Origin of the sequence: Paraburkholderia sp. BL18I3N2 (genome assembly GCF_003001875.1) — a bacterium.
In the GTDB taxonomy this organism is placed as follows: domain Bacteria; phylum Pseudomonadota; class Gammaproteobacteria; order Burkholderiales; family Burkholderiaceae; genus Paraburkholderia; species Paraburkholderia phytofirmans.
The window spans coordinates 32,080-49,123 of sequence record NZ_PVNC01000002.1 but is presented as its reverse complement, the minus strand read 5'-3'; the positions used below and the strand labels follow the sequence as shown (position 1 = coordinate 49,123).

At 63.0% G+C, this 17,044-nt stretch carries 14 protein-coding genes; 11 read left to right on the top strand and 3 right to left on the bottom strand.

The annotated features are described in order from the left end of the window. The first annotated feature begins 29 nt into the window (after positions 1–29). The 4 genes from B0G75_RS06115 (at position 30) to purU (ending at position 3,146) form a co-directional block, all read left to right on the top strand. On the top strand, positions 30–596 hold the full coding sequence (locus tag B0G75_RS06115; protein ID WP_106302066.1) for an adenine phosphoribosyltransferase: 567 nt from the start codon (positions 30–32) through the stop codon (positions 594–596). 58 nt (positions 597–654) lie between these two features. Then, positions 655–1,269 (top strand): LysE family translocator, encoded by a 615-nt coding sequence (locus tag B0G75_RS06110; protein ID WP_106302063.1) that lies wholly within the window; start codon positions 655–657, stop codon positions 1,267–1,269. Between the two features lie 43 nt (positions 1,270–1,312). Then, positions 1,313–2,176, top strand: a complete 864-nt coding sequence (locus B0G75_RS06105) for a DUF4743 domain-containing protein (RefSeq protein WP_106302061.1) — start codon at positions 1,313–1,315, stop codon at positions 2,174–2,176. Positions 2,177–2,276: 100 nt separating this feature from the next. Further along, entirely contained in the window at positions 2,277–3,146 is an 870-nt protein-coding gene (gene purU / locus B0G75_RS06100; RefSeq protein WP_012431669.1) for a formyltetrahydrofolate deformylase, read from the top strand. Between the two features lie 77 nt (positions 3,147–3,223). On the opposite strand, the gene B0G75_RS06095 is transcribed toward purU, so the two are convergent. The 3 genes from B0G75_RS06095 to uvrA all read right to left on the bottom strand — a co-directional run bounded on the left by B0G75_RS06095 (position 3,224) and on the right by uvrA (position 8,631). Then, positions 3,224–4,450, bottom strand: coding sequence for a PepSY domain-containing protein (locus tag B0G75_RS06095; protein WP_106302058.1), 1,227 nt, complete (start codon positions 4,448–4,450; stop codon positions 3,224–3,226). A gap of 184 nt (positions 4,451–4,634) precedes the next feature. Continuing rightward, positions 4,635–5,720: an AI-2E family transporter gene (locus tag B0G75_RS06090; RefSeq protein WP_106302055.1), complete on the bottom strand. Its 1,086-nt coding sequence runs from the start codon at positions 5,718–5,720 to the stop codon at positions 4,635–4,637. A gap of 37 nt (positions 5,721–5,757) precedes the next feature. Continuing rightward, a complete protein-coding gene (uvrA, locus tag B0G75_RS06085) occupies positions 5,758–8,631 on the bottom strand; it encodes an excinuclease ABC subunit UvrA (protein ID WP_106302052.1) in 2,874 nt (957 codons plus the stop codon). 387 nt (positions 8,632–9,018) lie between these two features. Here uvrA and B0G75_RS06080 point away from each other — a divergent pair, with 387 nt between their 5' ends. The 7 genes from B0G75_RS06080 to B0G75_RS06050 all read left to right on the top strand — a co-directional run bounded on the left by B0G75_RS06080 (position 9,019) and on the right by B0G75_RS06050 (position 17,038). After that, the gene (locus tag B0G75_RS06080) at positions 9,019–10,206 is read left to right on the top strand and encodes an MFS transporter (RefSeq protein ID WP_181309183.1); all 1,188 of its coding nucleotides are present in this window, start codon (positions 9,019–9,021) and stop codon (positions 10,204–10,206) included. Between the two features lie 136 nt (positions 10,207–10,342). Next, positions 10,343–10,879 carry a single-stranded DNA-binding protein gene (locus tag B0G75_RS06075; protein WP_106282086.1) on the top strand — a complete coding sequence of 179 codons (537 nt, stop codon included), beginning with the start codon at positions 10,343–10,345 and terminating at the stop codon, positions 10,877–10,879. A gap of 293 nt (positions 10,880–11,172) precedes the next feature. Further along, positions 11,173–11,673 (top strand): MaoC family dehydratase, encoded by a 501-nt coding sequence (locus B0G75_RS06070; RefSeq protein WP_012431675.1) that lies wholly within the window; start codon positions 11,173–11,175, stop codon positions 11,671–11,673. Between the two features lie 179 nt (positions 11,674–11,852). Continuing rightward, positions 11,853–13,259, top strand: a complete 1,407-nt coding sequence (locus B0G75_RS06065) for an MFS transporter (protein ID WP_106302049.1) — start codon at positions 11,853–11,855, stop codon at positions 13,257–13,259. A gap of 5 nt (positions 13,260–13,264) precedes the next feature. After that, positions 13,265–14,677 (top strand): MmgE/PrpD family protein, encoded by a 1,413-nt coding sequence (locus tag B0G75_RS06060; RefSeq protein WP_106302046.1) that lies wholly within the window; start codon positions 13,265–13,267, stop codon positions 14,675–14,677. Positions 14,678–14,687: 10 nt separating this feature from the next. After that, complete coding sequence (locus B0G75_RS06055) at positions 14,688–15,851, top strand: acyl-CoA dehydrogenase family protein (protein WP_106302043.1); 1,164 nt, start codon at positions 14,688–14,690, stop codon at positions 15,849–15,851. Further along, the gene (locus B0G75_RS06050; protein WP_106302040.1) at positions 15,848–17,038 is read left to right on the top strand and encodes a CaiB/BaiF CoA-transferase family protein; all 1,191 of its coding nucleotides are present in this window, start codon (positions 15,848–15,850) and stop codon (positions 17,036–17,038) included. Before B0G75_RS06055 ends, B0G75_RS06050 begins: the two co-directional genes overlap by 4 nt. Positions 17,039–17,044 lie beyond the last annotated feature (6 nt).

The following is a 17,044-nucleotide window of genomic DNA, read 5'->3' as shown; positions in this document are numbered from 1 at the left end:
GGACCTGTCGAGGTCCATCCGGAGACATCATGTCCAACGCGCTCGCGAGCGCGCCGCTCGATGCGGCCGATTACATCAAAAGCCACATTCGCACGGTGCCCGACTGGCCGCAGCCGGGCGTGCAGTTTCGCGATATCACGCCGCTTTTGCAGGAACCGAAGTCGCTGCGCGTGCTGATCGATCTGTTCGTGCAGCGTTATATCGACGCGAAGCTCGACTACATTGCCGGGCTGGATGCGCGCGGTTTCATCATCGGTCCGATTCTCGCGTATGAGCTGAACCTCGGCTTCATTCCGATCCGCAAGGCGGGCAAGCTGCCCTACAAGCGCGTCGCGCAATCGTATGAACTCGAATACGGCACCGCGACCGTCGAGATTCATGAGGACGCCTGCAAGCCCGGCGACCGCATTGTGATCATCGACGATCTGATCGCCACCGGCGGCACGATGATGGCCGGCAAGATTCTGATCGAGCGCCTCGGCGCGGTCGTGGTGGAAGGCGCCGCGATCATCGATCTGCCCGAACTCGGCGGCTCGAAGCTGCTGCGCGAGGGCGGCCTCGCGCTCTATACGGTCACTGGCTTCGACGGTCACTGATCACTCGCAGCCAATAAGCCGCTGCGAACTTCTTTCTGGTCACAAGAAGGTAAGAACGATGCCTAACTTCCTGCTGTTTCTCGCCACGTCGATTGCCATCACCATGGCGCCCGGGCCGGACAATCTGCAAGTGCTCGCGCGCGGTATCTCGCAGGGCCGCGCGGCAGGGCTCGTCGCGGCACTCGGCTTTGCGGCCGGCATCACGTTTCACACGACGCTCGCCGCGCTCGGGGTGGCCGCGTTACTGCGCTCGTCGCCGGTGGCCTTTGAAGTCATCAAACTGGCCGGCGCCGCGTATCTGATCTGGATCGGCATCAAGGCGCTGCGCAGCCAGGGTCTCGCAACCGCGCATGAACGCGCGCCGCAACCCTTGATGGCGGTGTTCCGCCAGAGCGTGCTCGGCAATCTGCTGAACCCGAAGGTGACGTTGTTCTTCGTGGTATTTCTGCCGCAGTTCGTGCAGCCGCATGGCGCGCAAAGCGTTACGCTGCAGATGCTCGAACTCGGCGTGCTGTTCATGCTTCAGACGGTGGTGGTGTTTTCGCTGTTCGGCGTGTGCGCGGGGATGATCGGCGGTTGGCTGAAACGCCGTCCGCGTGTCGGTGTGTGGCTCGATCGCCTGGCCGGCGCCACGTTCATCGCAATCGGGATTCGCGTTGCGTTGCGCGATTGATTAGTTTCGCCGACTTCCGCCGACAGTTAGTCTGGAGCTTCAAATGACTTTGCCTTGCATTACCGCCGCGCGCCGCTTCGACGCGCAGGCGCATGTGCCGTTCTGGATCGACGCCGAACAGGTCGGTTGGATCCGTATGAGCGATGTGCCATTGCTCGAGCGCTGGCCCGATGTGTTCGACATTGACAACGCCCGCGTGACGCTGGCGCCCGCATTCAATACCGTGGATTTACGCAGCGCCGCGCTCGGTTCCGTGATCGGCGCGCTCGCCGCCGAAGACCGCATTCCCGGCTGGCGCAACGAGACCTACGCGATCCGCAATGCATTCGATGCACCGCCGCTCGCGTATATCGAACGCGCGGCGTCGCGCTTCTTCGGCACGATGACCTACGCGGTGCATCTGAACGGCGTCGTAGAATACGCAGATCGCGGGGCGCCCCGCGGCGCGCCGCAATTGTGGATCGCGCGCCGCAGCGACACCAAGGCGACCGACCCGGGCATGCTCGACAATGTCGTGGCGGGCGGGATCGGCTGGGGCTTCGGCGTCGAGGAAACGATCGTCAAGGAATGCTGGGAAGAAGCCGGCATTCCCGAGGAGATCGCCGCGCGCGCCGTCGCGGGCCGCACCGCGCATGTGCTGCAATCGTTGCCGGAAGGCACGCAGGCCGAACAGATTTTCATCTACGACCTCGCGCTGCCGGCCGATTTCGCGCCGCGCAATCAGGACGGCGAAGTGGGTGAACACCGGCTCGCGCGCATCGACGAAGCGGCGCGCTGGATCGAGGAGGGCGCCATGACCGTCGATGCGAGCCTGGCCACGCTGGATTGCCTGCTGCGCCGCCGCTGGATCGATGAAGACGCGTGCGCGGGCATCGAGGCGTTGTTCGTGCCGCCGCTGGTCGCCTGAGCGCCGCATCGGTGCGCGCGCAACGACCATGCCGAAACACGCAGCATCGAGCCGGACACACCGAACAAACCACGCATTGAAGAAGGGAGTCACCCAGGTCATGTCGACCGATCACAGCTTTATCCTCAAACTGTCGTGCGCCGACCGGCCCGGCATCGTTCACGCCGTGTCGGGCTTTCTGTTCGAGCGTGGCAGCAATATTCTCGACTCCGCACAGTTCGGCGACAGCCGCACCGGCGAGTTCTTCATGCGCGTGCATTTTCAGCAGGTGGGCGGCGATCCGGGGCTGGAGGCGCTGCGCACGTCGTTCGCGACGCTCGCCGAGCAGTTCGGTATGCGTTGGGAGATGCACGACGCGTCGGTGAAGCCGCGCGTGGTGATCATGGTGTCGAAGATCGGCCATTGCCTGAACGATCTGCTGTTCCGCTACCGCACCGGCCAGTTGGGTATCGAGATTCCGGCGATCATCTCGAACCACAAGGAGTTCTATCAGCTCGCCGCGAGCTACGACATTCCGTTCCATCATTTCCCGCTGCTGGGCGCCACGCCCGACGCGAAGGCCGCGCAGGAAGCGCGCGTGCTCGAAGTGATCGACGAGCATCAAGCCGACCTGGTCGTGCTCGCGCGCTACATGCAAATTCTGTCGCCGAAGCTGTGCGAAGCGCTGGCGGGCCGCGCGATCAACATTCATCACTCGTTCCTGCCGAGCTTCAAGGGTGCGAAGCCGTATTACCAGGCGTTCGACCGCGGCGTGAAACTGATCGGTGCGACCGCCCATTACGTGACGACGGATCTCGACGAAGGTCCGATCATCGAACAGGAAGTGGAGCGGGTTGACCACAGCATGACGCCGGAGCAGCTGACGGCGATCGGCCGCGACGTCGAGTGCGTGACGCTGGCGCGTGCGGTGAAGTGGCACGTGGAGCATCGCGTCGTGTTGAACGGCAGCAAGACGGTGGTGTTTCGTTAAGAGCCGTTGCTAGCAGGCATGCGCGGTAGAAGGCGGCGGCTGGATGACTCCGGCGCCGCCTTTTTGTTTGCCCGCTATCAGGAGCGCGCCGCCGACCGACCCGCGTCACGCGCGAGATTGGCGTTTTGCGCCGAACGGCGGCGCGCGTTCAGCTTCTTCAACCAGATCAGCAGACCCGTCGCGCTCAGCGCGGCGACCGCGATGCCGACCGCGCTGATCAGAATCCGTCCGCCGAGACCCAGAATGCGTCCCGAATGCAAAGGGAATTGCACCTGCACGAAGATATCGCCCGCCGTGCCCTTGCCGGGGATCTGCGCGCCGAGCTGCTTGCCGGTGGCCGCGTCCCAATACATCCACGGATTGCCGAGGCCGAAATCGCCGTGATCGTTGCCGGTCGCGTAGAAACCGACGCCGTACGCATGGATGAATTCCGCGTAGTAGATGCCGCCCGGCGCGACGCTGAGTTTCTGCGCGCGGCCGGCCTGCTCGGCCAGCTGCACGATGCGTTCGCGGCTCAACACGGTGTCGCCCGGTTGCGGGGCGCGCAGGATTTCAGGGTTGTTAATCGGATCCGGCGTGAGCTTCGAGAACAGCGACACGATTGGGCGCACCACGGGCGCTGAGAGATTCATCGACACCGATGTCAGCGCAACGATCATCAGCAGGCCCCAGATCCACACGCCGCCTGAGCGGTGCAAATCGAAAGTGAACGTATAGCCGCCGCGCCCGAGGCGGAACGCGAACGACTTGCGCCACGCCTTGACGCTCGGAAACGACAGCCACAGCGCGATCACGCTGTCGAACAGCCAGATAATGCCGACGATCCCCATCACCCACGTGCCGATGTCGACGCCGCCCGTAAATGGCAGTTGCAACGTGTAGTGCAGCTTGTAGATGAACGGGATCAGGTTGAGCCGCGCGAGCGAGACGACGCCCCATTCGCGGCGTCCCTGGATCTCGCCAGTGACGGGGTCGACGGCAATCTGATTGAAGTCGAGCGGGTAGGGCTTCTGCGTGGCCGGGTTGGTTCGCGGCAGCACCATCATTTGCAACGTATGGCCGGGCTCGGCGGCCAGCGGCAGATACGTCACCTGAAGACGCGGATCGGCAGCTTCCACCCGGCGCGCGAGTTCAAGCCCCGACAGCGCCGGACCGGCGGTGCGGGCTTTGAAGAAAGATGGGTTCAACGCCGCATCCAGCTCATGGTCCCACGCGATGATCGCGCCAGTCAGGCCGGCGACGAACAGAAACAGCGCTGTGGCGACACCGAACCAGCGGTGCAGTCGGACGAGCTGGCGCCTCATGGGCGAGCCGTCGCGACGGAGCGGGATTTCGAAAGGGGTGTCACGACACGATTTTGCGAATGGGAATTGTTCGCATCTTACGGGAGTGTTGCCTTGGGCTGCAAGTTCTCCGTAAACCTGCGGCCCATGAAAAACGGCGCCGAAGCGCCGTTGTTTCTGTTCTGATGGACCGCTTGCTTCGGCCTCAAACCAACCGCAAGTAAATCAATTCCCGCTTGATATACGCATAAAAAATCGGCGCCGCGATCACGCCGGGAAGACCGAACGCGGCTTCCATGATGAGCATGGCGATCAGCAATTCCCACGCACGCGCCTCGATCTGCCCGCCGACGATGCGCGCGTTCAGGAAGTACTCGAGCTTGTGAATCAGGATCAGGAACACGAGCGACATGACCGCCGCCGGAAAGCTCACCGAGAGCGCCACCGCGACGATGATCGTGTTCGAGATCAGATTGCCGATCACCGGCAGCAAGCCGACGATGAAGGTGACCAGCACCAGCGTCTTCGACAACGGCAGCGTGTCGTGGAAGATCGGCAGAACCACCAGCAGGAAGATGCCGGTGAAGACCGCGTTGATCGCCGAAATCTTCACCTGAGCGAACACGATGCGGCGGAACGCATCGGCGAAACGTGTCACGCGTGTGACGAACGCCGTGGATAGCGGCAGCCGCTGCATATGCTTCTGCGCGCCGACCGCGATGATCGCGCCGATGATCATGCCGATCAGGATATGCGTGAACGCGCGCGCCGCCGTCTTGCCGCTTTGCTGCAGCATGTTGGCGTGCGTCTGCATGAGTTCCGCCGCCTTGGTTTTCATCTGTTCGGTATCGACCGGCAGATAGTTGGCGACGAACTGCGGAATCCGGCCGCGCGCCTGGTCGATCAGCTGCATGGCCTGGTCGAGCAGCTTCTGCACGCTCGGCACGTCGTTCTCGAAATGCTCGATGATGCCGAGCGTCAGCCCCGTCAGCGCGCCCACGATCACCGTGGCCAGAAACACCACCGCGAGCCAGCGGGCCCGCTTGCTCGACATGTGGCGCTCGATGCGCGGCGCGATCGTGTGAACCAGTTGGAACACCAGCAGCCCGGCGAGCAACGCGCCGAGCAGCCGAAGTTCGATCACTGCCCACATGCCGAACAGCGTCACGATATAACTGCCGATTTCGACCGCCGACAGCTTCGGCAGGCTCATGTCGCTCGTTAGCCTGACCGGGCGTGGGCGTAGGTCCTGCACTTGCCCGTCGTCGCGCGCCTGATTCCGCTTGGCCATGGCTTATTCCGTCTCCAACCGAGTTGTGCCGCGTTACTTACTTTTTACTGGCCGCGCGTTTCAGCAGAGGCGCCAGGTACTTGCCGGTAAAACTTGCCTTCGACTTGGCGACCTGCTCCGGCGTGCCCTGAGCGATGATCTGCCCGCCGCCGGCCCCGCCTTCCGGACCGAGATCGATGACCCAGTCCGCAGTCTTTATTACATCGAGATTATGCTCGATGATCACGACGGTATTACCCTGGTCGCGTAATCGATGAATCACTTCGAGCAACAACGCGATGTCATGAAAGTGCAAGCCGGTGGTCGGCTCGTCAAGTATGTATAGCGTGCGACCCGTGTCACGCTTGCTCAGTTCCAAAGATAGTTTGACGCGCTGTGCCTCGCCGCCCGACAGCGTGGTGGCCGACTGGCCCAGCCGGATATAGCCCAGACCCACGTCCAGCAAGGTTTTCAGCTTGCGCGCGACGACCGGCACCGGCTTGAAGAACTCGTAGGCGGTCTCCACCGTCATGTCGAGCACTTCGCTGATGTTCTTGCCCTTGTACTGCACGTCCAGTGTTTCGCGGTTGTAGCGCTTGCCGTGACAGACGTCGCACGGCACGTACACGTCCGGCAAAAAGTGCATCTCGACCTTCAGCACGCCGTCGCCCTGGCAGGATTCGCAGCGGCCGCCCTTCACGTTGAACGAGAAGCGGCCGGCTTCGTAGCCGCGTTCTTTGGCCGCGGGCACGCCCGCGAACAGTTCGCGGATCGGCGTGAAGAGGCCCGTGTAGGTGGCCGGGTTCGAACGCGGCGTGCGGCCGATCGGCGACTGGTCGACGTTGATGACCTTGTCGAAGTGCTCGAGGCCCTCGATCGATTCGTACGGCGCCGGCTCCGTGGCCGAGCCGTACAGGTGATGCGCGACCGCGTGGTACAGCGTGTCGTTGATGAGCGTGGACTTGCCCGAACCGGACACGCCGGTCACGCAGGTCAGCAAGCCGACCGGCAGATCCAGCGACACGTGCTGCAGATTGTTGCCGTACGCCTCGACGATCCGCAGACGCTTTTCGTCGGGCTCCTTGCGTTCGTCCGGGAACTCGATGTTGCGCGCGCCGGACATGTACTGCCCGGTCATCGACGCTGCGTTCGCTTGCACCTGTTTGGGCGTGCCCTCGGCGATCACCATGCCGCCGTGCTCACCCGCGCCCGGACCCATGTCGACCACGTAGTCGGCCATGCGGATCATGTCCTCGTCGTGTTCGACGACGATCACCGAGTTGCCGAGGTCGCGCAGATGCTTGAGCGTGGCGATCAGCCGGTCGTTATCGCGCTGATGCAGGCCGATGGACGGCTCGTCCAGCACGTACATCACGCCGGTCAGCCCCGAGCCGATTTGCGACGCGAGGCGAATGCGCTGCGCCTCGCCGCCGGACAGCGTTTCCGCGCTGCGCTCCAGCGACAGATAATCCAGCCCGACGTTGTTCAGGAACATCAGCCGCGCGACGATTTCCTTGACCACCTTGTCGGCGATCTCGCGCTTCGATCCTTCCAGACGAAGCGTCTGGAAATAGCCGAGCGCGTCGCGCAGCGGCCAGCCGCTGATCTCGAAGATGCCGCGCGCGTCGCCGTCCGCGCCGATCCGCACGAAGCGCGCTTCGCGGCGCAGACGCGTGCCGGCGCAGGCCGGGCAGGGCTGGTTGTTCTGATACTTGGCGAGTTCTTCGCGCACCGCGACCGAATCGGTCTCGCGGTAACGCCGCTCCAGATTCGGGATGATCCCTTCGAATACATGCTCGCGCACTGAAGTGCGGCCACGTTCGTTGATGTACGAGAACGGGATCTCCTGCTTGCCCGAACCGAACAGCAGGATCTTGCGGACTTTCTCCGGCAAGTCTTCGACGGCCGTGTCGATGTCGAATTCGTAGAACGCAGCGAGACTCTGCAGCATCTGGAAGTAAAACTGGTTGCGCCGGTCCCAGCCCTTCACCGCGCCCGCCGCGAGCGACAGCGACGGATGCGCGACCACCCGCTTCGGATCGAAGAAGGTGATCTGGCCGAGCCCGTCGCATTCCGGGCATGCGCCCATCGGATTGTTGAACGAGAAGAGGCGCGGCTCCAGTTCCTGCAGGGAGTACGAGCAGATCGGGCAGGCGAACTTCGAGCTGAACAGATGCTCCTTGTCCGTGTCCATTTCGAGCGCGATCGCGCGGCCGTCGGCGAGACGCAGTGCCGTTTCAAACGATTCGGCCAGACGCTGCTTCATATCGGGGCGCACTTTCAGGCGGTCCACGACCACGTCGATGGTGTGCTTGTCGTTCTTCTTCAGCTTCGGCAGCGAGTCGACTTCATAGATCTTCGCGACGCCTTCATTGGCGGTGCCGCCGCCCGAGCGCACGCGGAAGCGGATAAAGCCTTGCGCCTGCATCTCCTCGAACAGTTCGACGTGCTCGCCTTTGCGATTCGCCACGACGGGCGCGAGAATCATGAGCTTCGTTTCTTCCGGCAACGCGAGCGCGGCGTCGACCATCTGCGAGACGCTTTGCGCTTCCAGCGGAATTTCGTGGTCCGGACAGTAAGGCGTGCCGACCCGTGCGAACAGGAGCCGCAGATAGTCGTGAATCTCGGTGACGGTGCCGACCGTGGAACGCGGATTGTGCGAGGTCGCCTTCTGTTCGATCGAGATCGCCGGCGACAGGCCTTCGATCAGATCGACGTCGGGTTTCTCCATCAATTGCAGGAACTGGCGAGCGTAGGCGGAGAGACTTTCGACGTAGCGCCGTTGCCCTTCCGCATAAAGCGTGTCGAACGCCAGCGACGATTTGCCCGAGCCTGAAAGGCCCGTGATGACAACGAGCTTGTGACGGGGTAGATCGAGGTTGACGTTCTTCAGGTTGTGGGTGCGAGCCCCACGAATACGGATTTGTTCCACGGATTTATTCCATGAACTGGCGGAAAGAGGAAGAGGCTAAACCTGCTACTATAACGACTTTTCAAGACCGCCGTTACGGCTTCCTGACAGCCTGAAGAGGCGTTGAGGCGTGCTGTAAGGCAAGCGGTCCAGCGCCGCGGGAAGAGGTCTAACTGGGGCCGTTTTCCGCGAGTACAAGGCAACCGCGAGGCAACCGCGAGGCAACCGCGAGGCAACACGAGGCGCCGCGAGGCGCCGCGAGGCGCCAGCGGGAATGCAGAAAGGCCGTTGGCTCGAGCGCCGCGCCGCTGCCGGCCCGCCGTCTTGCGGCAAGCCGCGCGGTCGTGGCCGCTCCGCCGCTGTGCCCGTCCGCGGTGTGCCGCCCAGCTCAATCAACGAACGCTCCCGATGTCCAATCCGTCCGCCATCTCCTCACGCATGAGCGCGCCTGAACTGCGCGCGACCGTGTCGCTTGCCGCCATCTTCGCGCTGCGCATGCTCGGTCTCTTCATGATCATGCCGGTGTTCTCGATCTACGCGAAGACCATCCCCGGCGGCGACAACGTGCTGCTGGTGGGGATCGCGCTCGGCGCATACGGCGTGACGCAGTCCATGCTGTACATCTTCTACGGCTGGGTCTCCGACAAGGTCGGCCGCAAACCAGTCATTGCGACCGGTTTGCTGATCTTCGCGCTCGGCAGCTTCGTCGCGGCGGGCGCGCACGACATGACGTGGATCATCGTCGGGCGGGTGATTCAGGGCATGGGCGCGGTGTCGTCGGCGGTGATCGCGTTTATCGCCGACCTGACCGCCGAGGAACATCGCACCAAGGCGATGGCGATGGTGGGCGGCAGCATCGGCGTGTCGTTCGCGGTAGCGATTGTCGGTGCGCCGATCGTGTTCCAGTGGGTCGGCATGAGCGGGCTGTTTACGCTCGTCGGCATCTTCTCGATTCTGGCGATCGGCGTGGTGCTGTGGATCGTGCCCGATGCGCCGAAGCCGGTGCACGTGCGCGCGCCGTTCGCCGAAGTGCTGCACAACGTCGAACTGCTGCGTCTGAACTTCGGCGTGCTGGTGCTGCACGCCACGCAAACCGCATTGTTCCTCGTCGTGCCGCGCATTCTCGAAGCGGGCGGCTTGCCGGTTGCGTCGCACTGGAAGGTGTATTTGCCGGTCATGGGCCTTTCGTTCGTGATGATGGTGCCCGCGATCATCGCCGCCGAGAAGCGCGGAAAAATGAAAATCGTGCTGCTTTCTGCGATTGCTCTTATCCTGATCGGACAGTTGTTATTGGGCGTCGCTCCGCATACGATTCTGAGTGTGGCGGCGATCCTTTTTGTGTACTTTTTGGGCTTCAATATTCTTGAGGCTTCGCAGCCTTCGCTGGTGTCGAAACTGGCGCCGGGAACCCGCAAGGGCGCGGCGGCCGGTGTGTACAACACCACGCAATCGATCGGTCTTGCGCTGGGTGGCGTGGTCGGCGGTTGGCTGCTGAAAGCGGATGGTCAGAGCGCTGTCTTTTTTACGTGTTCGGGGCTCGTCTTGTGCTGGCTTATAATCGCCGCAAAGATGAAACAGCCGCCGCGCAAAGCGTAAACCGGCGCATCCCGAACTTACCCAGAACTCACCCGGCGGCGGGCAGAGGCGCAGTTCCGGTCTCGGGCCTGCCGGCCCTGAAACGCGAAACCGTGTATTGCCGCGCCGCCCGTAACGGAATCAACAGGAGAAACTCATGGCATCCGTGAACAAGGTCATTCTCGTCGGCAATCTCGGAGCCGATCCGGAAGTCCGTTATCTTCCGAGCGGCGACGCAGTGGCGAACATCCGCCTTGCAACGACGGATCGGTACAAGGACAAGGCGTCCGGCGAAATGAAGGAAGCGACCGAATGGCACCGCGTGTCGTTCTTCGGCCGCCTCGCGGAAATCGTCTCCGAATATCTGAAGAAGGGCTCGTCGGTGTACCTGGAAGGGCGCATCCGTACCCGTAAGTGGCAGGCGCAAGACGGCACCGACCGTTACTCGACGGAAATCGTCGCGGAACAGATGCAGATGCTGGGTGGCCGTGGCGGTTCGATGGGCGGCGGTGGCGACGAAGGCGGTTATAGCCGTGGTGAGCCGTCGGAGCGTAGCGGCGGCGGTGGTGGCGGCCGCGCAGTGTCGGGCGGCGGTGCGCGTGGCGGCAGCGGCGGTGGCGGTGGCGGCGCGAGCCGTCCGAGCGCGCCGGCTGGCGGCGGGTTTGATGAGATGGACGACGATATTCCGTTCTAAATCCGCACTCGCACCGAACAGATGCAAAGAACCCCGCTCAACCAGCGGGGTTTTTTTATTGGCGCCACGCTCAGTCAACTCAGACGTAAACCCGTCGCCTCCGCCCCTGACCGCCTGCCAGGGATAAACCTGATCACGAGCACCGGCGTGCCTTAGCGGCGCATTTGCGCCGGTTGTGCGCCGTCCGCTCGAATACCGCCTTGACATTCAACCCTCCAAAGACAATACTCGAATCACACTTTGTACGGACAAAGTAACAAAGACAAGCAAACTGGTCGAAACAGGAGACAGGCATGGAGTCCGACGTCGCAGTCAAAAATCGCATTCGCGCCAGCTACGGCCGCTACCTCGAAGATTTTCAGGTAGGCGACATCTACGAGCACCGGCCCGGGCGCACGATTACCGAAGCCGACAACATCCACTTCTCGCTGCTGACGATGAATTTCCATCCGATGCATTGCGACGCCGCCTACGCTGCCAAAAGCGAGTTCGGCCGCCTGCTCGTCAATAGCGGTCTGACGGTCGCCGTGGTGCTGGGTCTGTCGGTGAACGACGTCAGCGGCAAGGCCATCGCCAACCTGGGCTGGAAAGAGATTCGTCTGACCGGCCCGGTATTTTGCGGCGACACGATCTACGCGGAATCCGAAGTGCTCGAAAAGCGCGAATCGAAGTCGCGTCCGGGGCAGGGCATCGTCACCGTGCAAACCCGCGCGTTCAAGCAGGACGGCACGCCGATCATGGACTTCGTGCGCAGCGCGTTGGTGCCGGCACGCGGGCACGGCGTCGGCGATTGATCGACGCGTTCTCCGGCGAGAGCCGCCGCACGTTCGGGTCGAAGGCCCGCACAACCTGAGCACGACAAGCAACAAACAGCGCCCAGCTGCCACCAAGAGCAGCCTGCGCGCAGATTCCGGCGGCGTCCCAATCAGGCGTCGCGATGCGGCGAGCGCATGTCCAAACATTGCGCAGCCGCATGCACACCAAGGAGACAAAGGTGGCTATCGGTATCGTCAACTCGGGCGCGCGACTCGATCGCCTGCCCATCGCGTCCTTTCACCGGAAAATTCTCGGGCTCATCAGCGCGGGCGCCTTTCTCGACGCCTTCGACATCTATCTCGCCGCCGGCGCGCTCGGCGCGATGGTGAAAGCGGGCTTCTCGGATCTGAAGCTAAACGCGCTTTTCATCTCGGTGACCTTTCTCGGCATGCTGATCGGCGCGGGCTTTGCCGGCTATCTCGGCGACCGCTTCGGCCGCCGTTCGTCGTATCAGACGAACCTGCTGATCTTCGGCCTCGCGTCGATTGCCGCGTGTTTCGTGCCGAACATGATGTGGCTGATCGTATTACGGCTGATCATGGGCGTCGGCCTCGGCGCCGAACTGGTGGTCGCTGCCGGCACCTTGTGCGAATTCATCCCGCCGGCGTCACGCGGACGCTGGACCGCGTTGCTCGCGCTCATCATCAATTCCGGTTTGCTGGTGTCGACGGCGGTGGGCTACGTCGTGATTCCGCTTCTGGGCTGGCGCTATATGTTCGCGATCGCCGGCGTCGGCGCGATCATCGTGTGGGTGCTGCGGCACCGTATGCCGGAGTCGCCGCGCTGGCTCGAATCGGTCGGACGCAGTGAAGAAGCCGAGGCCACCGTCTCTGCCATCGAAAGCGAGGTGCAGCGTCAGAAAGGCCCATTGCCGCCAGTCGAGCGCACCGAAAGTCTCGAAGTACCGAAAGCGCCGTTCTCCGCATTGTTCTCACACGCCATGCTCGGCCGCACGCTGGTCGCGATTCTCACCGCGGTCGCCGTGAATATTTCGGTGTACGGCTTTGTCGCCTGGCTGCCGACCTTCTTCGTCAAGGAAGGCCTGACCATCGTGCAATCGCTGGGTTTCACGACGCTGATGGCGTTCGGCGCGCCAGGCGGCGCACTGGTCGGTTTCTTCTGCGCGGACCGCATCGGCCGGGCGCGTGGCCTTGTGATCTTCGCGATCGCCACGATCGTGGTCGGCTTCGTCTATCCGAACATGCATGCGGGCTGGGCGATCAGCAGCGTCGGCTTCGTGTTGATCACCTGCATCTATACCGTCACGACGTTGGGCTTGTTCGCCTACATCCCTGAACTCTTTCCGACTGAGCTGCGCTTGCGCGGCACCGGCACGGCCGGCGTATGCGGCCGCGCAGCCTCCATGAGCACGCCGTTTCTGGCGGTGCTGCTCTACAGCTCGTTCGGCGTGTCCGGCGTGCTGGCCATGGTGAGCAGCGTCCTCGCGTTGCTGGTGTTCGGGATTCTGCTGCTGCGTGTGGAAACCAACCAGCATGCACTCGAGCGGATCTCGCCGAGCCTCGACACCGACTCTGATTCGCTACCCGCTACCCAGCAAGGTTAAAGCCCATGACTTCACTCGATACCTCCGGCACCCTGTCCGACCAGTACGCACGCTTCGGCCTGAGCCTGCAATTGGGCGACGTACCGCGCGCGGTGCAGACGCGCGCGAAGCATCTGATTCTCGACGCTGTCGGCATTGCATTCGCGTCGCGTGGCTACCCCTATGCGGATGTCTCGCTCGCTGCCTTCTCAGAGTTAGGCAGCGGCGCTTCACCGGTAATCGGCTACGGCAGGCGACTCGCCTTGCGCGATTCCGCGACGATGAACGGCGTGCTGATTCACGGTCTCGACTTCGACGACACGCATTCACATGGCGTCATTCACTCGACCACCAGCGCATTACCCTGTGTGCTCGCGCTCGCCGACCGCGACGGTCTGAGCGGCGCGGACTTGCTGGCCGCGTACATCGTTGCCATGGAAGTGTCGACGCGCGTCGCATCGGCGGCGAAGGGCGGGTTTCACGACGCCGGGTTTCATCCGACGGGCCTGGTCGGTGCGTTCGGCTGCGCGGTCGCGGCATCGCGTCTGCTGCAACTCGACGAGACACGCATGGCGCACGCACAAGGCATCGTTCTGTCGATGGCGGCTGGCAGCCTCGAATTTCTCGAAGACGGCGCGTGGACCAAGCGCGCCCATCCGGGTTTCGCGGCGGCCTCGGCGATCACCGCCGCGACGCTTGCCAAACACGGCTTCACGGGTCCACGTTCGGCCTACGAAGGACGCTTCGGCCTGTACGCCAGCCACCTCGGCAAGCCGCTCGACACAGCCGAGCGTGAACTCGCCACCGAAGGCCTCGGCAGCACGTGGCAAATCGACGAAGTCGCGATCAAACCGCTACCGGCATGCCACTTCACGCATGCAGTCGCCGACGCGGCGATCGCACTAAATCGCGAACATCGCTTCTCGGCGAATTCGCTCGACTCGATTCGACGCGTGGTCGCCAAAGTACCGCGCGGCACGGTCGAAATCGTGTGCGAACCAGTCGACGCAAAGCGCAAGCCGGTCACCGCCTACGACGCGCAATTCAGCGTGCCGTACATCGTCGCGACGGCCTTGCTCAAAGGCCGCTTCACGCTCGACGAACTCGAACCCGCCGCGCTCGCCGATCCCGCAGTGCTGGCGCTCGCCGCAAAAGTCGATTACGAAATCGACCCCGACACGACCTTCCCGCGTCACTACACCGGCGAAGTCGTGGTGGAGCGCAGCGACGGTTCGCGCGTCGCGCATCGCGAGGCGATCAATCGCGGCTGCGCGGACCGGCCCGTCAGCAACGACGACATCGTCGCCAAGTTCTACGCGAACGCGCAGCGCAGCGTCTCGCGCAGCGCCGCCGAACAGATCGCCCAAGCCGTATTGCAACTCGACGAACAGCCGGCCCGCTCGCTCGCCGACACGCTTGCCGGACACACCGCATCCTAAGGACGTCATCATGACTGCAACGGAACTCGACACGCTGGAAAACGATCAACTGATTCTCGACATGCTGGACCGCTTTCTCGAAACCGAGGTACGTCCTTACGTTCACAAGTTCGATCACGACGATATCTACCCGGCTGAGATCGTCGAGAAGATGAAAGAGATGGGCCTGTTCGGCTGCATCATCGATCCCGAGTATGGCGGGCTGGGTCTGTCGACGCGGACCTACGCGCAGATCATCGCGCGCATCTCGCGGGTATGGATGTCGGTGAGCGGCATCATCAACTCGCATCTGATTCTCGCGATGCTGGTGCAACGCAACGGCACGCCCGAACAGAAGAGCAAATACCTGCCGAAGTTCGCCACTGGCGAATGGCGCGGCGGCATCGGCCTCACCGAGCCGGATTGCGGCACCGATCTGCAGGCGATCCGCACGACGGCCAGACGCGTCGGTGACGAATACATCGTGAACGGCAACAAGACGTGGATCACCAACAGCAAGCACGGCAACACACTGGCGCTGCTGGTGAAGACGGATACGACGGCGCAGCCGCGTCATCGTGGGATGAGTTTGTTGCTGGTGCAGAAAGGGCCGGGGTTCGAGGTCAGCCGGCAACTCGAAAAGCTCGGCTATAAAGGCATCGATACGTGCGAGTTGTCGTTCAACGATTATCACGTGTCCACCGATGCATTGATTGGCGGCGTGGAAGGAAAGGGCCTGCAACAGATACTTGGCGGCCTCGAACTCGGCCGTATCAATGTCGCGGCGCGCGGCGTCGGTGTCGCGCAAGCCGCGCTCGACGAATCGGTCAGCTATTCGCAGCAGCGCAAAACCTTCGGCAAGCCGATCTGCGAACATCAGGCAATTCAGTTGAAGCTCGGCGAAATGGCGACGCGTGTCGAAGCAGGGCGTCTGCTCGTCGACGCCGCCGCGAAGAAGTACGACCGCGGCGAGCGCTGCGACATGGAAGCGGGCATGGCGAAATACTTCGCCACTGAAGCCGCGCTGGAAAACAGCATCGAGGCCATGCGCATTCACGGCGCGTATGGCTATTCGAAGGAGTACAACGTCGAGCGCCTGTATCGCGATGCGCCGCTACTTACGATCGGTGAAGGCACCAACGAGATGCAACGCATCATCATCGCCAAGCAGTTGATCGAACGGAGCCCGATATGAGTCTGCCTCTTTCCGGTGTGCGCGTGCTCGCCATCGAACAATACGGCGCCGGTCCTTTCGCCACTCAACATCTCGCGGACCTCGGCGCGGAGATCATCAAGATCGAGCATCCGAGCAATGGCGGCGACGTCGGCCGCGCGGTCGGCCCGTACTTCTTCGGCGAAGGCGATAGTCACTTCTTCGAAGCGTTCAATCGCAACAAATGCAGTCTCACACTCGACCTGAAGAAGCCCGAAGCGCGGGCAGTGCTGCTGGATCTCGTCGCGAAGAGCGACGCCGTGTTCAACAATCTGCGCGGCGATCTGCCGGCGAAACTCGGGCTCACTTACGCGCAACTTTGCGAGGCGAATCCGAAGATCGTGTGCGGGCATCTGTCCGCCTATGGACGAACTGGCAGCCGCGCGGCATGGCCGGGCTACGACTATCTGATGCAAGCCGAGGCGGGCTATCTGTCGGTCACCGGCGAGCCTGACAGTCCACCGGCGCGCTTTGGCCTGTCGATCATCGATCTGATGACCGGCACGACCGCGGCGATGGCGCTGCTCGCCGGCCTCGTCGACGCGAAGACTTCGGGCAAAGGGCGCGATATCGACGTGAGCCTCTTCGACGTAGCGTTGCATAACCTCGCCTATGTCGCGACGTGGTATCTGAACGGCGGTGTGGTGACGGGGCGCGAGAACCGCTCGTCGCATCCGTCGCTCACGCCGAGCCAGTTGTACAAGACGCAGGACGGCTGGATCTTCCTGATGTGCAACAAGGAGAAGTTCTGGGGCGTGCTCGCCGAAGTGATCGACAAACCGTCGTGGGTGACCGATCCGCGCTTTTGCAACTTCCAGGCGCGTCTCGCGAATCGCGAGCTGGTGCAGACCGAACTCGACGCAGTGCTCTCGACCGCCACCACGGCGCAATGGCTCGAACGCTTCGGCGGACGCGTGCCCGCTGCGCCGGTGTTCAACGTCAAGGAGGCGCTGGAGAATCCCTTCGTCGCCGAACGTGAATGTGTGGTGGACGCGGAGCATCCGCGCTTCGGCAAGGTGCGCGGCGTGGCCGCGCCAGTGCGGATCGACGAGCCGCTGCCGACGCGCGCCGCGCCGGATCTCGGGCAGGACACGCAGCGTCTGCTCGACGAACTGGGCTACGGCGCGGAAAGGATCGCTTTGCTGAGGGAGGCGGGTGTGGTGCAATAAGGCCGG

Coding starts and splice junctions, on each gene's coding strand:
- purU (WP_012431669.1), top strand. CDS start 2,277: ATGTCGACCGATCACAGCTTTATCCTCAAACTGTCGTGCGCCGACCGG.
- B0G75_RS06095 (WP_106302058.1), bottom strand. CDS start 4,450: ATGAGGCGCCAGCTCGTCCGACTGCACCGCTGGTTCGGTGTCGCCACA.
- B0G75_RS06090 (WP_106302055.1), bottom strand. CDS start 5,720: ATGGCCAAGCGGAATCAGGCGCGCGACGACGGGCAAGTGCAGGACCTA.
- B0G75_RS06060 (WP_106302046.1), top strand. CDS start 13,265: ATGACTTCACTCGATACCTCCGGCACCCTGTCCGACCAGTACGCACGC.
- B0G75_RS06080 (WP_181309183.1), top strand. CDS start 9,019: ATGTCCAATCCGTCCGCCATCTCCTCACGCATGAGCGCGCCTGAACTG.
- B0G75_RS06065 (WP_106302049.1), top strand. CDS start 11,853: ATGCACACCAAGGAGACAAAGGTGGCTATCGGTATCGTCAACTCGGGC.
- B0G75_RS06055 (WP_106302043.1), top strand. CDS start 14,688: ATGACTGCAACGGAACTCGACACGCTGGAAAACGATCAACTGATTCTC.
- B0G75_RS06110 (WP_106302063.1), top strand. CDS start 655: ATGCCTAACTTCCTGCTGTTTCTCGCCACGTCGATTGCCATCACCATG.
- B0G75_RS06115 (WP_106302066.1), top strand. CDS start 30: ATGTCCAACGCGCTCGCGAGCGCGCCGCTCGATGCGGCCGATTACATC.
- B0G75_RS06050 (WP_106302040.1), top strand. CDS start 15,848: ATGAGTCTGCCTCTTTCCGGTGTGCGCGTGCTCGCCATCGAACAATAC.
- B0G75_RS06070 (WP_012431675.1), top strand. CDS start 11,173: ATGGAGTCCGACGTCGCAGTCAAAAATCGCATTCGCGCCAGCTACGGC.
- B0G75_RS06075 (WP_106282086.1), top strand. CDS start 10,343: ATGGCATCCGTGAACAAGGTCATTCTCGTCGGCAATCTCGGAGCCGAT.
- B0G75_RS06105 (WP_106302061.1), top strand. CDS start 1,313: ATGACTTTGCCTTGCATTACCGCCGCGCGCCGCTTCGACGCGCAGGCG.